This is a genomic window from Methylomonas sp. 2F7 (genome assembly GCF_057126975.1).
The window spans coordinates 4,657,026-4,676,629 of the sequence record NZ_CP195203.1 but is presented as its reverse complement, the minus strand read 5'-3'; the positions used below and the strand labels follow the sequence as shown (position 1 = coordinate 4,676,629).

Sequence of the window (19,604 nt, the reverse complement as noted above, 5' to 3'; positions counted from 1 at the left end):
CCGGGGCGGTTGGCGACTTTCGCCTCGCCAATTTTTCCGTTCTCCCCGAGGCTATATCAACCATGTCCAAAATGCGCGGCGCCGCCTTGTCGATTACCGGTGTTATTTTCAGCGGTATTGCTTTGATAATAGGGCTGTTGCTGGCATCTCTGCCCGCCTTAAATGGCGAGGTGGTTTTGCCCGGCCTTTCCAGTCAAGCCAGCGTTAAAAGCGATGCCTTCGGCGTGCCGGAAATCGAAGCAACCCAGCGGGAAGACGCCTATCGTGTCCTGGGCTACTTGCATGCCCGCGACCGTTTGTTTCAGATGGAATTGATGCGCCGCAAAAGCACCGGACGCCTAGCCGAGCTGTTTGGCGCCAAGGCACTGGACGCGGACCGCAAACAACGCGTCTATCAAATGGACCGCGCCGCGCAACGCATCGTTACCGATTTGCCGCCGGCCCAACGTCTGGCATTGCAGGCTTATGTCGATGGCGTGAATCAATTCATCGACCATGCCCGTGTCCTGCCGCCGGAGTTTCTGGCGCTGCGCCACCGCCCCGAGACATGGCGCCCCGAAGACAGCATTCTCGTGGTGTTGGCGATGTTTCAAACCCTGAACGGCCAGGAACAGGACGAGCGCATGGTCAGCGTCATGGCTCGCGCACTGCCTCAGGAGCTGGTGACCTTCTTGACGCCGGATACCGATCCCTACGCCAAGGAATTGGTCGGAGGCAGCCAACCGCGCCGCTTCCAGCCAGCGATTCCGCTTGAGGCGCTGGCCAGCCTGCCCGGCAGCGATTCAACGCTGGCACTTAATCAAGCAGTGGATGCCGAAAACGTGGTGTCCGGATCCAACAACTGGGTGGTCGCCGGCAGCAAAACCAGCGATGGCCGGGCGATGATTGCCAACGACATGCACTTAGCGCTGAATGTGCCCAACATCTGGTACCGCGCCGATCTGAACTACGACAATCGTCATATCTACGGCATCACCTTGCCCGGCGTACCCGCCGTAATCGTCGGCGGCAACAATGATGTGGCCTGGGGCTTTACCAATGTCACCGGCGACTTCCTGGATTTGATCCGCCTGGACGTCGATCCGGCCCATCCCGGCCAATATCGCACGCCGCATGGCTGGCAAGCGTTTACCGAACACCAGGAAACCATTCGGGTTAAAGGCGAGCCCGACGTGACGCTGACCTTGCGCGACAGCGAGTGGGGGCCGGTATCCGATCAGGACTTGCTGGGCCAACCGGTGGCGATCAAATGGACTGCGCTTGAGCCGCACTTTGTGGACCTGGGCCTGATGGATATGGACCAAGCCGGCAATACCCAACAAGCCGTGGCGATAATGAATCGGTTCGGCGGGCCGCCGCAGAATGTAGTGATTGCTGATCGTGACGGCCATATCGCTTGGACTTACATGGGGCGCTTCCCCAAGCGCCACGGGTTCGACGGTCTGATCAGCCAGTCTTGGGCCGACGGCAACCTTGATTGGGCTGGCTCTATCCCCCCCGATGAATTGCCACGGCTGCTAGACCCGGCGGACGGTTTTATTGTCACCGCCAACAATCGTACCCTGGGCCGGGATTATCCTTATGTGATCGGCCATAACTGGTCCTTGAGCTATCGGGCGCACCGCATCGAGGAATTGCTGAAAAGTCGCAATGGCCTGACCGAACAAGATTTGCTGGCAATCCAACTGGATACCCGCAGTGAAGTTCTGGCGTTTTATCGGCAATTGGCACTGGACGCTTTAGACCATCTGAGCGACGCGGACGACGGTTTGCAAAAAGCCCGCAACGCCATCGCGGCCTGGGACGGCTATATGCAAACCGATAGCCTAGGCGCGCCAATCTTGAGTGAATTCCGAACCCGCCTCGCCGGCGCAGTGTTTGAAAAAGTGGTCGCTGCTAGCCAAACGCTGGACCCGCAATTTCGTTACGCCTGGCGGGAAATGGAAACGCCGCTCCGGCAATTGCTGACACAACGGCCCAAGGGTGTGCTGAATCGGCGTTATCAAGACGATTGGCAGGCCATGATCGTGGCAACCTTGCGGCAAACCGTGCAAGCGCTGCGTGAGAAATATCCCGCTGTCGAACCCGATCAACTGACCTGGGGTATGACCCACCCGGTTAATTTACGCCACCCGTTCAGCAAAGTAGCGGCTGTGTTGAGCGGCGTACTGGACATGCCCGCCTTCGACAGCGACGGCTGCGCCAGCGTATGCGTCAAGGTCATGGACAACGCCCATGGCGCCAGCGAACGGCTGGTCTTGTCGCCGTCGCACCCGGAAAACGCCCTGTTCCACATGCCGGGCGGCCAGTCCGGCCATCCATTATCGGCACATTACCGCGACCAGCAGAATTTTTGGCGAGATGGAGTGGCCTTGCCGTTGCGGTCGGTGGCGGTTGGGGACGTGTTGCAGTTTGTGCCGCAATGATGGTAGTGGGGCTGATTGAATATCGGTGGTTTGGCAACTAGAAAACGACAAACCAGAGCTGCCAGCTAAAATTAATCTGAAACACCAAGAAAAGGCCAACAAGCTGACGTTTGATGGGTCCGCACGACTTACCCTAAAACGCATAAAAGCTTACGTACCGACAAGTTTCGAGCCGGATTCCTCCAATTACGCTGACGGCGTTACGCGTGCTGAGGACAGACGGTATTGGGGCTAACACTCGAACGCCAAGCAGATGTAGTCTTAGCTTTTTGGGTTATCCTAGTAGTGTTTTTAACTGTTAAATTGACTTAATAAAGGTACAGCAATGAATCACGGAAAAATGAAAAGATACCTGTCGGGTTTCAGCCTCTCGGTATTGGTTTTAATGTTGTATGGGTGCGCTTCGGCCAATTTGAGTGTAGTGCAGGCAATGGCTGCTAAACCGGCTTCAGCATCACTGATTCTGATTGATAACACCGGAAGCAAGGTTTCTAATGAGGACATTGGCAATTTGAAATCTGCTTTTTCCGATTCATTGCAAAAAGCCGGCGTCAAGATTGTATCGACCGAGAATAAAGACGTAGCGGCCATCGTTGGTCAAATTCAACAATACGATAAAGGCAGTAAAGCGCTTCGGTACTTTGTCGGCTTCGGCGCTGGCACAGGTAAAATGAAAACGGCGTGGAAAGTGTCTGATCAGACCGGTGGCGAAATCGGCAGCTGTAATATCGATGGCAGTATTTCGATGGGCGTATTTGGCGGCGATTTTTATAATGTCCATGAAAAAGCCGCCGAGGCATTCTCGCAATTTTTCACCGGGACCAAGTAATGTGGGCCTTATCAAGTTGCGGCGGTTTTATATCTCTTTACGCTCAGCATTCTTGCTGTTAGCCTTGAATGGCTGCGGCACACTATTTGGCGGCCTGACCCAAGACATTAAATTGACAAGCGATCCTCCCAACGCGCAAGTGATTGACACCGATACTGGCGTGAAATACAACACACCTGTCATTGTTTCTTTGGAAAAAAGCATTTCGCATTCCCTTGAATTTTCTAAAGAAAGTTATAAAACCGAGGTTGTACCTTTAAGAAGAGAGGTCCGATTTGTTTGGTGGTTTCTTGATGCGTTTTCGCTCGGAGTGGGGAATTTGATCGATGCTGCAAGCGGCGGGTTATTCGATATCAAACCCGAGCAAGTACATGTCGCACTTGACCCAAAGTCTGGAAGCTAGCGTGACTCGCCGGAAAATGAAAACAACATTTCAAGGTGGCTTTGCATGCTATTTTTCTAACCGGTTGCGCCGAGGTCGTTAACCTCTCTGACCGGCGCCCCTCAGTGGACGTTGGGCCTCCTCAAGGCAGGTTACTTATACATGCATAAGGCTTTTCGCCAAACGTCCAGATACACTGAGTCACTCGATAAGGAGAAATACCATGAAACAACACGAAAGTTTTAATAGCCACCAGAATCCGCTAGTACTACCTTTCCATTTGGCGCTCCGCCACCTTCACAAGAATGAGCGATGGATTTTGGTTTTGTTCTCAATTCTTTTTCTGGTGGATTGGTGGCTGGGATGGCCGGTTTAGCTTGGTAAGGTACTGATTGAACGCATTGGATGCCATAATACTCACCGTCGTATTTTATGCGCCTGTCCCTTACATCTAAGCCATTAGCCCGGTGATTTCATGTAACCAAGAACATTCAAGTTACCCGCCTTTGCATCGAGCAATTAATCCCTCCAACAAATCCTTCTGCCGCTCGATACTGCCGCACAAAACAAATAGCGCCTGCGCCCTCTCCAGGTTTTGCCGGGGCGCGCTAACTTTGAAGTATTGGTTGCCGTCCAGGTAATCGCTGAAAAAGCGCAGGCCCAGTTCAAACGGAATCAGCCAGATGGCCGGGTAGAGATAGTCGTAGTCGTTGGCGGTGAAAAACTCGCCGGCTTCTTGCAGGTAGCTTTCCAGTATGGTCTGGCAGCGGGCCAGGTCGAATTCGTTGTTGCTGGGGTTGTGGCAGCAGGAGCGCAGGCAGTCGCCGATGTCGTAATGCACCAGGCCGGGCTTGACGGTGTCCAGATCGATCAGGCTGACGATGCGGTCGCTGCCGGTTTCGAATAGAAAATTGTTCAGTTTCGGGTCGCCGTGTATCACCCGTTCGCGCAGTTCGCCGCGCTGTTTGGCTTGCTCCAGGACGGGGATTCGTTGCTGCATCCGGTCGATAAAATCCCGACATTCGTTAAATGCCGTATCGCAGGTGACTTGCAACGGCTGCGCCAGCCGTTGCCGATAAGTTTCAAAGTAGCTTGGCGTGATATGGAAGCCCGGCAGGGTGTCGTGCAGCTCAGCGGCGGGCAGAGTGGCGCATAGCTTGTGAAAGTGTGCCAGGGCAAAGCCGACTTGGCTGGCTTCCGCCGGATTGCTGATGTACTCGCGGCTCTCGGCGGGCTCGATCAATTCCAACGCTCGCCAGACTTGACCGCTGTCGTCCCGATAACTCGCTGATCCAGCCACAGTGGGCAGCGTGACAGGTATTTTCAAACGCACATCGGCGGCACGCTGCGAGCCAATGTGCCGATTCAGCCGTTGCAGATTGGCGATGACCTGTTCCGGTTGCGGAAATACCCTGCCGTTCAGGCCTTGCAATACAAAACGATTGCCGTTGCTTGGGGTGACGAGATAGGTGTCGTTGATCAGGCCGTTACCGAGCGGGCTGATCTGCGGTGCGCTGCCGAGGCTGGTAAATTGTTCGGCTATCTGCTGTAGCCGAATCACAGCCCGGCAAGTTGTTGACTAAGCGCCCGCAAAGCTTGGCCGCGATGGCTGAGAGCGTTTTTTAATTCCGGGGCCAGTTGCGCCGACGAGCATTGGTACTGCTCAACCCAGAACACCGGATCGTAACCAAAGCCGTTTTCACCCACAGCTTGCCGCAAAATCCGGCCTTCCCAAACGCCTTGGGCGATGATGGGCGTCGGGTCCAACGCATGACGTAGATAAACCATCACGCAGATGAAACGCGCGCTGCGTTCTGTGTCCGGCACGTCGCGCATTTCTTCCAGTAACTTGTCCAGATTCGCTTGGTCCGAAGCGCCGACACCGGCATAACGCGCCGAAATCACGCCAGGCGCGCCGCCCAACGCATCCACCGCCAAACCCGAGTCATCGGCAATGGCCGGCAAGTTGCAATGCGCCGCAGCGTTGCGGGCCTTGATGATGGCGTTTTCGATAAAGGTCGCGCCGGTTTCTTCCGGCTCGACCACATTAAACTGCGATTGCGGCAGGATTTGGTCGTTTTGCAGGATGGCCTGAATTTCCCGAATCTTGCCGGCATTACCGCTGGCCAAAACTATCGAACTCATTTCTTTTACAGCACGACTCGCAGCGGGGCTGGCTTTTTCGCTTCCCGCAATGCCGCTTGCTGTTTTTCCAGCAGCTGATTGATGCCGAACTCGGCCAATTCCAGCATCGCGTTAAGCTCGTCTTTTCTAAACGCATGACCTTCGGCGGTACCTTGCACTTCGATGAAGTGGCCGGCTTCGTTCATCACCACGTTCATGTCGGTTTCGGCTTGATGATCTTCAGCATAGTCCAGATCCAGCACCGGTACGCCGTTATAAATCCCCACCGATACCGAAGCCACTTGCCCATGCAGCGGGTTTTTCTTGATTTTGTGAGTTTTTAACAGATGTTCAATAGCAATCGACAAAGCGACGAAGCCGCCAGTGATGGACGCGGTGCGGGTGCCGCCGTCGGCTTGAATCACGTCGCAATCGATGGTGATGGTGCTTTCACCCAGGGCTTTTAAGTCAATGGCCGCGCGCAAGGAGCGGCCGATCAAACGTTGAATTTCCAGGGTGCGGCCGCCTTGTTTGCCGCGGCCGGCTTCGCGGTCCATCCGGCTGTGGGTGGAGCGCGGCAACATGCCGTATTCCGCGGTTACCCAGCCCTCACCTTTGCCTTTCAAGAAGCGAGGAACGCTGTTGTCGACGCTGGCGGTGCATAGAACCCGAGTATCGCCGAACTCCACTAACACCGAGCCTTCGGCATGTTTGGTGTAATTGCAGGTGAAGCGTATTTCGCGCAGTTGATCGGGGTTGCGTCCGCTTGGTCTCATATTCATCTCGCTGGTATATAAATTGCCGGCATTATACTGGCTTTACCGGGCGGATTTTTAACTATTGCCGGGACTGAGAGCCTGCTGTAACTCTGCCACGCTTTGCGGTCTATTCTCTGGAAAAACCGCCATGGCCCAATCGATGGCTTTCAGTAAATACTCGGGAAAATGCCGTTTATGCGCCTTCACGGCCGGTGCTAAATCGTCCTGTTTGATGCGATCCGGCGAGGGCTGCGGGATTTTATAATCCAAACAGGCGCGCATACTGGCGCCCACCGCATAAATGTCCGACCAAGGCCCAAGATTGCCATTGTTATCGTATTGTTCGATAGGCGAATAACCGTTAGTCAGCACCTTAGCCCGGTTGCGCTGCGGGTCCAGCGTGATTTTACGGATAGCGCCAAAATCCAGCAGCAAGGGGTCGTTTTCGCTGCGGATCAGAATATTGGCGGGCTTGATGTCCAGATGCACCAGACCTTTTTGATGCACCGCTTCCACGCCGGTCAGCAATAGCTTGAATACGGTCAACAGGAAGTCTTCGTTAATCGGCAGGCTGCGTTTGTGCAGGATTTTGTCTAGCGTGATGCCATAGTCGTAAGTCATCACCATATACACGGTGTCGTTGGCCTGGAAGAAATTAATCACATCGACGATATTGTGGTGCTTCAGCATCGCCAGCACTTTGGCTTCTTCAAAGAATAACGAGCGGCCGCGCATGAACAGTGTCTTGGCCTCCTCATTATTGGGTACGACCAGATTATTCCAGGTGCGGTGCGCCAGCTTGCGGGGTAAATATTCCTTAATCGCTACCTGAATCTGATCGGCCAACTGCCTGGCCAGATACACCGAGCTAAAGCCACCATGCGCCAATTCCCGCTCGATCATGTACTGATCTATAATGGTTCCCGATTGAAGGTAATTCCATTCCTTGGGATAAGTTTCTGGATCGTAGTATTCGGCCATGTGCAAAGCTGGGCGGGTTAAGCGTAACGATTATAGGTGAAAAATGATAAGAAGCATGACCGCTTTCGCGGACGGCGAAATAAGCGCCGACAATCTGACCATCCTTTGCGAATTACGTTCGGTCAACCATCGTTACAGCGATCTTAGCGTCAAGTTGCCCGAGCGACTACGCTTTGTGGAAGCCGACGCCCGCCGCCTGATTGCCGACAAACTGAAGCGCGGCAAAATCGAATGCGCCTTGAGTTACAAAAAGCAAGCCAGCGATAACAGCTTCAATATCAATCGGGAAATAATCGAAAAGTTGCTGACGGCTACCGCGGGTATCGAAGCGTTGATGAGCAATCCGCAGCCGTTTTCCGCATTAGAGGTGCTGGCGTTTCCGGGAGTGCAACAAGAAACCGAAACCGACAAGGAAGCGCTACGCGAAAAAATTGTCCAGTTGCTGGACTTAACGCTGGATAAAATGCTGGAAACCCGCGCCCGCGAAGGCGCGCAACTGGCGCAACTTCTGGAAGACCGTTGTCAAAAGATTAATTTGTTGGTCGAAGCGGCCCACAAACGTATGCCGGATGTGTTGCACAACCTGCGTAGCAAGCTTACGAGCCGGGTGTTGGAGATGGTGGCCGAACCTAATTTTGATCGCTTGGAGCAGGAGTTGGTGTTGCTGGCGCAAAAACTTGATGTGGCCGAAGAACTGGATCGCTTGGAAACCCATGTCGCCGAAGTGCTGCGCACCTTGAAACAACCGGAACCCACCGGCCGCCGTCTGGATTTTTTAATGCAGGAAATGAACCGGGAGGCTAACACCTTGGGCTCCAAGTCCGCTGACCGGGAAATGACGCAGATTTCCATCGATTTGAAGGTGCTGATCGAGCAGATGCGAGAGCAAATTCAGAATATTGAATGATGTTTCAGACTGTCCCGGACAGTTTCGACACCACACCAGAGGCCGCGTAAATCGCGGCTTTTTTATGCCTGGCAGTTTCATGTTATCCCTGGGGAGCGCCTGACAGACGAGCATGGGAATGCCTCGATCAACCTTTTGCCGATGTTAAACGCCAGCCTTTGATTACGACACCACAAAGCGGCCGGACCACCAGCTGACGCAAAGCCGAGAAACTGCACACGTTTTTATTAACCCGGCCCTATTTATCACCGGTATTCCGTTCGGGCTAAGCTCATCGAAGCCCAGGCTGGCGCGCCCTTCGACAGGCTCTGTTCCCTCAAGGGCGTTTGTCCGGCGTCAATTATCTTTTCCGGTTTAACGTCAATTACCCTGGCCGGTTTTTGTTAAAAATAATGGGTTATTTTTTTACACGCTGTTTTTTCCGATAGCTTTCTCCTTCGATTTCAATAATGGTGGCGTGGTGGATAATGCGGTCAATCGCTGCAACCGTCATCATGGTGTCTGGAAAGATGTGATCCCATTGACTGAAGGGCTGGTTTGACGTGATGATCAAGCTGCCACTTTCATACCGATGGGCAATGAATTCAAAGAGCACTTGGGTTTCTGCATCGGTCTTTTTGACATAGCCAATATCATCCACAATCAGCACTTGATATTTATCCAGGCGTGTCATCGCGGTCATTAAGTCCAGGTCCCGCTTGGCTTGCTGCAAGCTTTGCACCAGTGCCACCGCTGAGAACCATTTCACACGGACGTTTTGTTCGATGAGTTGATGGGCAATAGCGGCGGCAATGTGCGATTTACCGACACCCGACGGGCCGATCAATAAGACGTTACCGGCACGATGAGCCCAGTCCGTATGATCTTTCAAGGCGGCAATCTGTTGCTGCACGGCGGTGCTGAGTTCTGCCTGATTCAAGTTAGCGAAGCTTTTCCCCGCCGGTAAACCCGCTTCTCGAGTCCATTTTTGCACGCGTTTTTGATAACGATCAGCCGCTTCCTGTTCACACAACCCCGACAAATAGCGGACATGGCCATAGCCTTTGGCAAGCGCCTGTTCTTGATGACTTTGATAATGGCGGATAAAGGTAGGCAGTCTGAGCTGCTTGAGCAATAACTCGATGGTTTCAGGCATAACCGACCTCCGGTTGATGCCAACTACCCTGTAACAGATGATCATAGCTGCCTAAGTCATGTTGCCGCGCGGGTATCGAAGGCACAGGGTGCTGACCTAAATAACGTTCCTGTAAGGCCTTAAGGCTGGGCAGTGGCTGATGTTGTTCGATAGTCGTCAGCAACTCATGGCCCAAACGTTCTTCGCAATCATGATCCATAGCGATTCTCAGTACGCCCACCATCCATTTACAGGCCTCTCGGGCATCTAATTGTCGGTCACTATGCAGCCATAACTGGCGATAAATGTCGGTGGGTAACAAATCATCACGGAATTGTAAAAACCGGAAGGCCTGTGGTTTGGCAGACAAACTATGGATAAGATGCCGGTAATCAATGCGTCGCGCACGTTCTTGACCGGCTTTCGGATAAATACGCGGGAGTGTTGCGGTTAAGGCTTGGCCGACAAACATGACCAAGCGATCATGGTATACATGCACCCGGACGTGCTCGCCAATCAGCCGTGAAGGCACGGTATACAACACGCGTTTAATTTCTACGGTACTGCTTCTCGTCACCTTCAGGCTGAGCTCGCTATAATCCATAAATCGCCCACCCGGCAAGGGCTGTAAGGCTAATTGCTCTTCTCTAAACCGGGCTTGGCACCGTCTATTTAACCGTTCAGACACGTGATCAAGAAAGGCTTGATAGGCTTTGATGTCAGCAAAATCGCTACTCCCTCTGAGCTTTAAGGCTTGATCCAGGCGATGCTTGAAGGACCCATGAGCACATTCAATAGCGCCATTCTCATGGCTGACGCCGCAGTTATTGCGGGTGGCCCGTAATCGATAATGCGTACAGAGCGCCTCATAAGACTGGGTGAGTGTCTGCTCATCTCGATGGTTATTAAACGCCGCACTTAAACTGTCAGTACGATGCTCAAGTGGACTGCCGCCGGCCAGCATTAATGCTGACTGCAGGCCATCGGCCAAGGCCGAATAACTTTCACCGCCCAACACAATCTGCACATACCGCCAGCCACTGTAGGCAAAGCGGAACTGGTACAACAGATGCGTAAAGACTTTGCCCTGGAGGGTGATGGTCGTGTTCGGATGACTGAAGTCCGATAAGCCTTGCTGACCGGCAGGCACTGACTGGCGAAAGATCACCACTTTCTCAGGGCCTTGGGTGGCTTTCCAGTGTTTGACGCGGCGCTGCAGAGTACGCAAGACACTGAAGGGAAATTGCCCAGCATGCTCATCTTCCAGATATTCCCAAAGCGTCAAGCCGGTGAGCTGCGATTCTTTTTCTAACAGAGGCACCAATTCCTTTTGCCAAATAGATTCCAAAGGATCTTCACGCGTTCGCCAATGGCGTTCACCCGGAATTGATACGCGCTCCCCTTTTTCTATCCTGCGGCCAGACCGTTCAGAAATAGCTGCCTGCGCCGCCGCGGTTTGCTGGCTTTGGCCTCGTTGACGTTTGCTCATATATAAACTCTCTTGATGTCGAGTGATACGTTTTCCAGGCAAGAGTGAGCTCCCTATCAAAGTGAAACTCACCGTTGTCCTTGGTATCAGTCAACCGGTCAAGATAGTTGTCGTCAAACCGGACAGGGTAATTGTCGCCGAACAGGCGTTAAAGCCTACGGTATTTAAAGGCAGGGTTACTAATCGCAGCTATGCAATTGCGCAAGAAGGGCAAAGGCCGTAGACCGGAAACCCAAAAATCGACTTAAAGCCTCCAAGGTTGGATCAGTTGCCTGTTCCACCCAAGCCTTGGCCTGTTCGGAAATATGAGCGGGAATCTGGAAACGCAGGTACGGTCTTAGATTTGAAAAATTCCGGATTCGATGGGGAAAATTCAATTCGTCTTCGGTCAAGACGATGAAGTGGTAGCCTTTTTCGGCTAGAATCTGGTGGGCTACCTGTAGCCGCTCCAGTACTTTCGGCGTGAACAACTTAGATAACGGCTTTACTTCAACATAACAAATTTCGCCGTTATGCAAGATCAGCTCAAAGTCCGGCGTATATCGGAACATTCCCATTGAGGCTGGTAGGTAGAAGGTTTGCGGCTGCTCTCTAAATGCCTTGACCACTGGGGAAAACTCAAAGTGGTAACAAGCTTTTTGTTCCAGTTGTGATTCCCACCCAATCATGCAATTCATCTTGGTCGATGAGTGTTGACCACGGACCAGTCCACGAGACCGTGTCACGGGCTTCTCTTGCCCGCTCCGCTTTGGGTTGTGGCGTAATATTCAGGCGCAATGCGGCACCCTGACCGGCGCTATTGCGCCCGCCATACGAATTTATAGACATAACGATTCCTTACCGTGTTCGGTAATGACTTTTTCTGTTAGTGGTAAGTTGTGCCAGGATAGGCTTGACGAGAACTACGAGCGGGGAGATACTAAGCTTTCCGAGGGCGAGGTATCTACTTCGCTTGCAGTGCGGGGCAAGCCGACTGGTTTGTTCCGTGCTGCACTTTACATATCGATTCTCCTTACTTTGGATTGTTTACTTGTAGGTGTACCTAGGGCGAGGACATTCAAGATTATCGCAACTTGTAATTCGGTTAACCTTCCCAGTTGTTTCCGCAATTCGTTGATCATCCGATATTCAACAAGCATCATGCCATCCGGTAATTGAAATGACTTTTGGGACTGTTCTACACTGTCCCATAAGGAAGCTTGCTCATCTTTGTCCAAATCCAAAGCGATAATCAGCTTATTCAATACTTGTTTCGATGGCGGTGCTTTTCGGCCTTTTTCCAGTGAACTGATGTAACAAGCCTGAACACCCAAGTCTGCAGCCAATTGTTTTTGTTGCAATTGGCGACTACGCCTGATTTTCTCTAAAAAGAGACCGAATGGGGTCACAATGCTTCCTAATCCAAGTAACATGCGACGAGGGTAATGAATTTTTTTCTGATTTGCAAATTCAATTTTCAAAAAAAATTATTTGTCAAGTATTTTTACCTGACAAGTAAGCTTTTTTACCGGACAAGGTCCAACTCAGAAAAATGCGTGGCTGGCCTCAAGAACAGCTCACACCGGCATGCGGCATGGCACGAAGTTATTTAGGCGGAGTAGAGTGGGGAAAACGAAATATTGCCCTGCTGAATATTTGCAAGTTGGCGGACGCGTTATCGGTCTCGCCGGCGGAGATGTTGAAATCTCAAAAGGGATAAATACGACCTAAGGATCAAATTCGATTAGATCGGAAGTACTCAGTAATACTGTCGAATGTAGCTATACGCCTTCTCAAACAGCTCCTCATCGGCATGCAGTTTGTATTTGAACAAGGATTTGCGTAGCGCCTTTTTGACCTCCCGCTCGCCGGCCAAGGTATTTTGCCAACCGGGAAAACGCACCAGCCGGACGATTTCGTCGATGTCCACCAGCAGGCGTTCAATAATAATTGGTGTATCGGCGACCATAGCGCTTGTTGGGTGAATGACAGAAGATGACTACGGAGCAGCCATTCAACGCAGAGTAAACCGGGCGCCATGTCGTTGGCGCTCCGTTTGAACGACCAGTTAGGCATCTGCACTTGGCCGGCGAGTTGTTTTCGCAGTTGCAGCCTTCTGGTCGCTCGATTGCTTGAGAAAGCCAAGAGTCCGCAGAACTTCGTCCTCGTAGTTTGAGGTGCCAATCTTCGCCTGTAGTTTGGGGAGTACAAGATCTCGGAGTCCGAGTATCTCTACGTCAAACTCTCGTCCTAGTGCATCTGACCTGATCGTGCGATGAAGCGGCGCCGATGTATCGCACCCCTTCACGAGCCAGCACACCCAGACTCGCTTCACTTTCGCTGGGTCAATCCCAACCTGACGATAGGTGGCCTCAATCTGCTCAAAGTAGTTCTTTTTCCTTTCATGGTCTGTGCGACCAGTGCTTGCGCCGTCACGTTGCGGCGCTGCACCGAAAAACTTCTTGTCGAATCGAGACTCAAGGTCCTTGACTGTAGGACACCAATTTGGACGATGTGTCACACCAACTTCGATGTGAAACGATTCGCCATTGGCCAAGTCATGCGCAAGCAGAGCGAACTGCCTATTGTTTCCTTGCTCGACTTTCAAATCGCTCAGCGTGAAGCACTTGCGGCACAGGCGAAAGTACGCGTCGACTATGTGTTCTGCAGCGTTCATGTAAACAGTTGAATCACATGCCTAACGCCAGTCGTACCTGGCGCATTTGTAGTTAGCGCTGCGAACGAAAAATGCGTCCGTGTTGACGGCATTGTTATGCCAATCATGCACCTGGACCGAGCGCCATATCATAGATTCGACCAGTATTCAGGTGTGCATACTGCTGAGGTGTAGCTTGCTGGATTGTAGTTTGGTTGCTCCTCTCAAATGCCTTAATATCTTGATTCGCGATTTTGAGTGCTTCAATCCATTGATTCGAGTTAATCACGTTTCCTGTTCCAAGATTGCCTCTAACTTCAGAATCGAAGGCTGGCCCAACGCGACCATCACTTAACAACAATACAGCCTTTGAAATGCCCACTATTCCAGCAAGCCCGTTTCTTGCTCGGCCATGATATGACAGATTTTGAAAAATATTCCAAAGCTCAATAAGTGCCGTGCAATTTTCAGCTGAAAACGATGCTTCCTCTCTAATCTCAAAGGCTTGTAACACCTGTATATATTGCGCTGCTTGATCGACTAAATTTTCGAGATATGGCTCATCGTGCGTGTTTTCGATCTCCGTACGTCGCATTCTATTTGGACGGCAGGCTTGCCATCTTCGTAGGACAGCGCCGAGTTGCCGAGGACGCGCATTTTGTTGAGTGTTTAGCCAACAATTCCAATCATCCACGTACTTCGCAGCAAAGCGACTAACTTTGCCTTGAAATTGAGCAATGTTGAGATTTGCAATACCGGGCATCAGTGTTCAATCCTTAAGGCATAACTAATAATTAGAAAATTCTGTATATCCACAAAAAAGACCTTCGACAAGATAATTTATTGATCAGCATATGATTTTCCCTTATGTATATCATCAATGATAGGCTGCTATGACAGGTAACGATTCAATCGCTGTCATTGGATCACATTAGGCGATAGGCGGCAAAGGGTCGATAGCGACAGTTCAAGTTATCAAAAATCCTCGCTCTGTACTGTCGCAAACATATTGGAATTGGGGATGGTTTGGGGTGGAATACTGCGCTGGTATAGGCCGCCGCCGGGAATATGCAGTGGCATTCAGTGCACAATTGAATCAATATGGCTGCTGTAGACTGCTTTTGCCAGAATTGACCGACACACTATATGCATTTTTTCCATTCCCCTAGATTTTTCCCTATCAAACCAAAAATCCTGACAATCAAAATCAATTTAGGAGAGCAGGTACCATCCCAAGAAAGGGCACCTGCCTCGCGAGTGCTCAGTTTGAAATAAATGAGCAAGAACTGTCGGATTTTTTCATTTTTTGTGTCATTAGTTTTTCACTAATTTGGCACACTTTTCATTTTTTGTGTCACTCGTGTCGGATCTCATAATTTCTGAAAAACTGACCTTCATAAAAATCAACCAGTTGCATAAATTATGAGATTTTCATTTCTTTAAAAAATCTCATAATTAAAGGTTAAAACTTAACAAAATTCTCATAATTTTTGATAAATTGATTTTAATCATTAAAATTCAATATCTTACAAAAAACAAACCAATCTAGTAACACATTACGTGTGCATGAACTCGCAGTAACAGGCAATAAAAAAGTCCAACTGAGATCAGTTCGGCTTTTTTAATTGGGGTGGTGTCGCCACTTGAAACAAACCGCGTCTGCTCTGCTATTGCGGGTCGATGCAGGCTAGTTTTGGCAGGGGTTCAATTCCCGATTCCGCAATTGAACCGAGATTCCCTTTGGATCAGCGAAGCTCATACCAAACACCGCGACCACTACCATGTTGATTGAGGTGTCCCAGCTCAACCAGCGCTCTGAAGTGTTGCTTCAGGGTGTTTCGATTGCTTCCAGTTAGTCTGATGGCATCTGCCATCGTCATGCGACCGTGTTCTCGAGTGAATTCGACAATCTGCAGCGATAGCTCGGGCAACGGCGCCAGAACCAATTTTTCACGCTCAACTTTTTTGTTGAGGCGACGCATTTGCTCGGCAAGCGAACGCAAGAAAAACAAAAGCCAAGGTAGCCAGTTCGGCGCTTCGGTTCGAATCGTTCCCTGGGTCTGTCTTAACGCCAGATAGTAGGCTTCCTTGTTCATTTCGATGACGCTTTCCAGCGAGCTATAAGGCACGTAGCTATAACCTGCTTGTAAAAGCAGCAATGTGGTCAACACCCTACTCAATCGGCCATTACCATCTTGAAAAGGATGGATTTCAAGGAAAATAACTACCCACAAACCAATCAATAGCAACGGATGCAATTGCGCTAAACTGCGTTCTTCCTGAGTCCACGTGACCAATTCGGTCATTAATCTTGGGGTATCAAAGGGCGTAGCGGTTTCGAATACCACACCAAGTTGCAATCCGTTTTCGTCAAAAGCAACCACGCTATTGGAGGACGATTTGTAGTTACCACGATGCCAGGCATCCTTTTCGCTGTAGACCAGCAGGTCGCGGTGCAATTGCTTGATATGGTTCTCGGTCAGCGCGATGTCCGCCCAGGAAGCAAATACCAAATCCATGACTTCGGCATAACCCGCCACTTCCTGTTCGTCTCGTGTGGTAAAGGTCTTGATCTGCAAATTCGACAACAAGCGCTCAACATCGCGGTCCGATAATTTGCTGCCTTCAATGCGAGTGGATGACCCGATGCTTTCAATCGTTGCGACTCGTCGCAATGCGGAAAGGCGATCAGGCGCCAGTGTGCCCAATGCACGCCAGGCACCTTTGAACTCATCAATTTTGGCGATTAAGCCAAGAATCTCCGGGGTAATCTGGATGGTGTCAGAATTTATCATGTGACCAATCTTACGCCCAATAACACCCATTATCCATAAATACACCCATTTACACCCAAAAGCGGCAATTCCATGCTCTATACAGGTTTTTGCGTGGAGTGTTTCATGGAGAACAAACAATGCCCTGCATGTGGCCAGCTATTTCAGCCTCGACCACAAACCCCACATCAATCCTATTGCTCAGCTATCGGTTGCCAGCGCCAACGTAAAAAGCAGTGGCAGCGGAACAAATTGCAGAATGACCCAGATTATCTAGATAACCAGAATCGCGCACAGCAGGCCTGGATTGATCGCAATCCGGACTATTGGCGTCAATATCGCAAATCACATCCAAAGTATGTCGAGCGAAATCGAGCTTTGCAACGGGGACGAAATCGGCAAGCGACTGCCAGCGTAATTGCAAAGAGGGATGCGTCAATCCCTGTTAATTCAGTACCTCCAGGCATCTATCAGCTGAGCCGCAAGTCAGACGACCCTATTGCAAAGATGGACGTGTGGATCGTAGAGATCACGGTGCATGCCTGTGTTTGCTCGGGTTCCGTGAAAATTGCAAAGAGATGACCTGATAGACATTACCAATGGCTGATATTACCGTTACACGTAAATAAGTCCTTGAAACTGGACACATCTGATCCGAATTGACTGGCTTTGGATCAGGCTGAACAAGGACAACATGCAAATTGGCGCTTACGGGATGGGCTATGCAATCAGACGATACCAATGAAACCGATAGTGGGCATCCTCCTGCACTTAAAGCCGCTCAATACGTGCGGATGTCGACGGAACACCAACAATATTCCACGGAAAATCAGGGTGACAAAATTCGAGAATATGCCGCCCGACGTAACCTGGTAATCGTGCGAACTTACGCTGACGAGGGTAAAAGCGGATTACGGATTGATGGTCGACAGGCTTTACAGCAATTGATCAAGGATGTCGAAGCCGGTACTCAGGAATTTCAAGTCATCTTGGTTTATGACGTTAGTCGCTGGGGGCGGTTTCAGGATGCCGACGAGTCGGCTTATTACGAATATATTTGCCGCCGCGCCGGCATCCAGGTCGCCTATTGCGCTGAGCAGTTCGAAAACGACGGCTCACCGGTATCCACCATCGTCAAAGGCGTCAAACGCGCGATGGCCGGCGAATACAGTCGCGAACTATCCACCAAAGTATTTGCGGGGCAGTGCCGACTGATAGAGATGGGCTTCCGCCAAGGCGGACCTGCCGGTTATGGATTACGCCGGGTATTGATTGATCAATCGGGCGCACACAAAGGCGAACTAGCCAGAGGCGAACATAAAAGTCTACAGACCGATCGAGTCATTCTGATGCCGGGTCCGGATAATGAAATTAAGGTCGTCAATCAGATGTACCGATGGTTCGTCGATGAAGGCATCAGCGAAACCGAAATAGCCAATCGACTGAATGAGCGAGGTGTCCGTACCGACCAGGATCGTCACTGGACGCGCGGTACCGTTCGCGAGGTCCTGAGTAACGAGAAGTACATCGGGAATAATATTTACAACCGCATATCCTTCAAACTAAAAAAGCTTCGCATCGTTAATTCGCCGGATATGTGGATCAAGAAGGAAGGCGCTTTTGAAGGCATCGTTTCCCCGGAGCTGTTCTACACGGCACAAGGCATTATTCGGGTGCGGGCACATCGATACAGCAAAGACGAACTGATCGAAAAACTGCGCAATCTCTACGAACGCCGAGGCTTCCTCTCAGGGCTGATCATCGACGAAGCCGATGACATGCCGTCCAAAGCCGCCTACGTTCACCACTTCGGCAGTCTGATCCGTGCCTACCAAACCGTCGGTTTTAACCCTGACCGGGATTACCGCTATCTCGAAGTGAATCAGTTCCTTCGCCGCCTCCACCCGCAGATTGTTTTGCAAACCGAACAGAAAATTGCCAACCTCGGTGGCAGTGTCGAGCGCGATCCGGCCACCGATCTGCTGCTGATTAATCGCGAGTTTTCAGTCTCTGTTGTCCTGGCTCGGTGCCAGACTCTCGATAACGGCCATTATCGCTGGAAAGTCAGATTCGATACCAGCTTGGCCCCAGATATCACCATCGTAGTCCGTTTGGACCAACCTAATCAGGCGCCTCTGGATTACTACTTATTGCCGAAGCTGGATTTCGGCATACCCAAGATCAGTCTCGGTGAACACAACGGCATTGAATTCGAAAGTTACAGGTTCCACACACTTGATTACTTGTACGGCATGGCCGAACGCAGCCGGATCCGGAGAGCGGCATGACCAAACAACATCGGCAAGGTAGTGTCCACATGATTCCCATTGAACTGATTGTGGCACTCAACCCGCGTGATCGTAATCATCGTGTTTTTGGCGAGATCGTTAACAACATCAAAACCATTGGCCTCAAGAAGCCCATTACGGTGACACCCCGCCTCTCTGCGGATGGCCAAGATCAATTCCTGCTGATTTGTGGCGAGGGGCGACTCAAAGCCTATCAAGAACTTGGGGAAACCAGAATTCCAGCGCAAGTCATTCAGGTCGACGATGAAGACGCCTTCATCATGAGCCTGGCGGAAAACATTGCCCGCCGCCAATGTCGACCGCTTGAGTTATTGGCCGGCATTCAGCAATTGAGGGATCAGGGTTATGACAAGGCAATCATTGCCAAAAAAACGGGGTTAAGCGCCTGTTATGTCCAAGGCATTTTGATGTTACTGGATCAAGGAGAAGAGCGGTTGATTGTCGCCGTTGAAAGCGGACGAATCCCTTTAAATACCGCGCTAGAAATTGCAAACGTCGGCAACGCCGAAAAAGATGTACAAGTCGCTCTCCAGGAGGCTTACGAATCGGGTGAGTTAAGAGGCAAGCAGTTGACTCAGGCGCGGAAGGTTATTTTACAACGCCAAAGTCTAGGGCGATCCATCGCACATGCAGCACCGCGCAAAACGCCCAAAGAGGTTACGACGATCAGCTTGGTGAGAAGTTATCAAAAGGAAGTCGACCGCCAAAAACTGATGATCAAAAAGGCGGAATTTGCCCAACAACGTCTGATGTTCGTTGTCGGCGCCTTGCGAGAATTGCTCGCGGATGAAAATTTTACAACATTGCTGCGCGCCGAAAGCTTGGAAACGCTGCCGAAATACCTGGCAGAGCGTGTATCGGCGGGAGGCCATTAGC

General features: G+C 51.0%; 20 protein-coding genes. 8 read left to right on the top strand and 12 right to left on the bottom strand.

Annotation, left to right across the window (positions count from 1 at the left end):
- Positions 1-62: 62 nt before the first annotated feature.
- The 3 genes from ACR64Q_RS21085 (at position 63) to ACR64Q_RS21075 (ending at position 3,658) form a co-directional block, all read left to right on the top strand.
- A complete protein-coding gene (locus tag ACR64Q_RS21085; RefSeq protein WP_313733034.1) occupies positions 63-2,426 on the top strand; it encodes a penicillin acylase family protein in 2,364 nt (787 codons plus the stop codon).
- Between the two features lie 325 nt (positions 2,427-2,751).
- Positions 2,752-3,255, top strand: coding sequence for a DUF4410 domain-containing protein (locus ACR64Q_RS21080; RefSeq protein ID WP_081733817.1), 504 nt, complete (start codon positions 2,752-2,754; stop codon positions 3,253-3,255).
- Complete coding sequence (locus ACR64Q_RS21075; RefSeq protein WP_313735083.1) at positions 3,200-3,658, top strand: hypothetical protein; 459 nt, start codon at positions 3,200-3,202, stop codon at positions 3,656-3,658. Before ACR64Q_RS21080 ends, ACR64Q_RS21075 begins: the two co-directional genes overlap by 56 nt.
- 475 nt (positions 3,659-4,133) lie before the next feature.
- Here the strand turns inward: ACR64Q_RS21075 and ACR64Q_RS21070 are convergent, their stop codons facing one another.
- From ACR64Q_RS21070 to ACR64Q_RS21055, 4 genes are read right to left on the bottom strand one after another with little or no spacing between them, the layout of a single operon-like run.
- Entirely contained in the window at positions 4,134-5,198 is a 1,065-nt protein-coding gene (locus ACR64Q_RS21070; protein ID WP_313733032.1) for a phosphotransferase enzyme family protein, read from the bottom strand.
- Positions 5,195-5,782 (bottom strand): RdgB/HAM1 family non-canonical purine NTP pyrophosphatase, encoded by a 588-nt coding sequence (gene rdgB, locus ACR64Q_RS21065; RefSeq protein WP_020484021.1) that lies wholly within the window; start codon positions 5,780-5,782, stop codon positions 5,195-5,197. Before rdgB ends, ACR64Q_RS21070 begins: the two co-directional genes overlap by 4 nt.
- Positions 5,783-5,787: 5 nt before the next feature.
- Positions 5,788-6,537, bottom strand: a complete 750-nt coding sequence (gene rph, locus ACR64Q_RS21060; RefSeq protein WP_026602768.1) for a ribonuclease PH — start codon at positions 6,535-6,537, stop codon at positions 5,788-5,790.
- A 57-nt stretch (positions 6,538-6,594) separates the two neighbouring features.
- On the bottom strand, positions 6,595-7,500 hold the full coding sequence (locus tag ACR64Q_RS21055) for a serine/threonine protein kinase (protein ID WP_020484023.1): 906 nt from the start codon (positions 7,498-7,500) through the stop codon (positions 6,595-6,597).
- A 55-nt stretch (positions 7,501-7,555) separates the two neighbouring features.
- Between ACR64Q_RS21055 and ACR64Q_RS21050 the strand changes: the two genes are divergently transcribed.
- Positions 7,556-8,407, top strand: coding sequence for a YicC/YloC family endoribonuclease (locus ACR64Q_RS21050; protein WP_026602767.1), 852 nt, complete (start codon positions 7,556-7,558; stop codon positions 8,405-8,407).
- 397 nt (positions 8,408-8,804) lie between these two features.
- Here the strand turns inward: ACR64Q_RS21050 and istB are convergent, their stop codons facing one another.
- The 4 genes from istB to ACR64Q_RS21030 all read right to left on the bottom strand — a co-directional run bounded on the left by istB (position 8,805) and on the right by ACR64Q_RS21030 (position 12,470).
- Positions 8,805-9,542 (bottom strand): IS21-like element helper ATPase IstB, encoded by a 738-nt coding sequence (gene istB / locus ACR64Q_RS21045; RefSeq protein WP_313732341.1) that lies wholly within the window; start codon positions 9,540-9,542, stop codon positions 8,805-8,807.
- Positions 9,535-11,010 (bottom strand): IS21 family transposase, encoded by a 1,476-nt coding sequence (istA, locus tag ACR64Q_RS21040; RefSeq protein WP_409521147.1) that lies wholly within the window; start codon positions 11,008-11,010, stop codon positions 9,535-9,537. Before istA ends, istB begins: the two co-directional genes overlap by 8 nt.
- Before the next feature lie 179 nt (positions 11,011-11,189).
- Positions 11,190-11,678 carry a TnsA endonuclease N-terminal domain-containing protein gene (locus ACR64Q_RS21035; protein ID WP_313733030.1) on the bottom strand — a complete coding sequence of 163 codons (489 nt, stop codon included), beginning with the start codon at positions 11,676-11,678 and terminating at the stop codon, positions 11,190-11,192.
- 327 nt (positions 11,679-12,005) lie between these two features.
- Positions 12,006-12,470 carry a helix-turn-helix domain-containing protein gene (locus ACR64Q_RS21030; protein WP_231499624.1) on the bottom strand — a complete coding sequence of 155 codons (465 nt, stop codon included), beginning with the start codon at positions 12,468-12,470 and terminating at the stop codon, positions 12,006-12,008.
- 71 nt (positions 12,471-12,541) lie between these two features.
- On the opposite strand from ACR64Q_RS21030, the gene ACR64Q_RS21025 reads away from it, so the two are divergent.
- Entirely contained in the window at positions 12,542-12,709 is a 168-nt protein-coding gene (locus ACR64Q_RS21025) for a helix-turn-helix domain-containing protein (protein ID WP_081733815.1), read from the top strand.
- A gap of 39 nt (positions 12,710-12,748) precedes the next feature.
- Here the strand turns inward: ACR64Q_RS21025 and ACR64Q_RS21020 are convergent, their stop codons facing one another.
- The 4 genes from ACR64Q_RS21020 to ACR64Q_RS21005 form a co-directional block, all read right to left on the bottom strand.
- The gene (locus ACR64Q_RS21020) at positions 12,749-12,958 is read right to left on the bottom strand and encodes a hypothetical protein (RefSeq protein ID WP_313733029.1); all 210 of its coding nucleotides are present in this window, start codon (positions 12,956-12,958) and stop codon (positions 12,749-12,751) included.
- A 99-nt stretch (positions 12,959-13,057) separates the two neighbouring features.
- On the bottom strand, positions 13,058-13,666 hold the full coding sequence (locus ACR64Q_RS21015) for a hypothetical protein (RefSeq protein WP_313733028.1): 609 nt from the start codon (positions 13,664-13,666) through the stop codon (positions 13,058-13,060).
- Between the two features lie 103 nt (positions 13,667-13,769).
- On the bottom strand, positions 13,770-14,408 hold the full coding sequence (locus ACR64Q_RS21010; protein WP_313733027.1) for a hypothetical protein: 639 nt from the start codon (positions 14,406-14,408) through the stop codon (positions 13,770-13,772).
- Positions 14,409-15,390: 982 nt separating this feature from the next.
- Positions 15,391-16,560: a Fic family protein gene (locus ACR64Q_RS21005; protein WP_313733026.1), complete on the bottom strand. Its 1,170-nt coding sequence runs from the start codon at positions 16,558-16,560 to the stop codon at positions 15,391-15,393.
- On the opposite strand from ACR64Q_RS21005, the gene ACR64Q_RS21000 reads away from it, so the two are divergent.
- The 3 genes from ACR64Q_RS21000 (at position 16,546) to ACR64Q_RS20990 (ending at position 19,603) form a co-directional block, all read left to right on the top strand.
- Positions 16,546-17,001, top strand: a complete 456-nt coding sequence (locus ACR64Q_RS21000; protein ID WP_313733025.1) for a hypothetical protein — start codon at positions 16,546-16,548, stop codon at positions 16,999-17,001. The genes ACR64Q_RS21005 and ACR64Q_RS21000 overlap by 15 nt on opposite strands.
- A 140-nt stretch (positions 17,002-17,141) precedes the next feature.
- Positions 17,142-18,707 (top strand): recombinase family protein, encoded by a 1,566-nt coding sequence (locus ACR64Q_RS20995; RefSeq protein ID WP_313733024.1) that lies wholly within the window; start codon positions 17,142-17,144, stop codon positions 18,705-18,707.
- Positions 18,704-19,603, top strand: a complete 900-nt coding sequence (locus tag ACR64Q_RS20990; RefSeq protein WP_205452425.1) for a plasmid partitioning protein RepB C-terminal domain-containing protein — start codon at positions 18,704-18,706, stop codon at positions 19,601-19,603. The genes ACR64Q_RS20995 and ACR64Q_RS20990 overlap by 4 nt, the downstream gene beginning before the upstream one ends.
- Position 19,604: the final 1 nt, after the last annotated feature.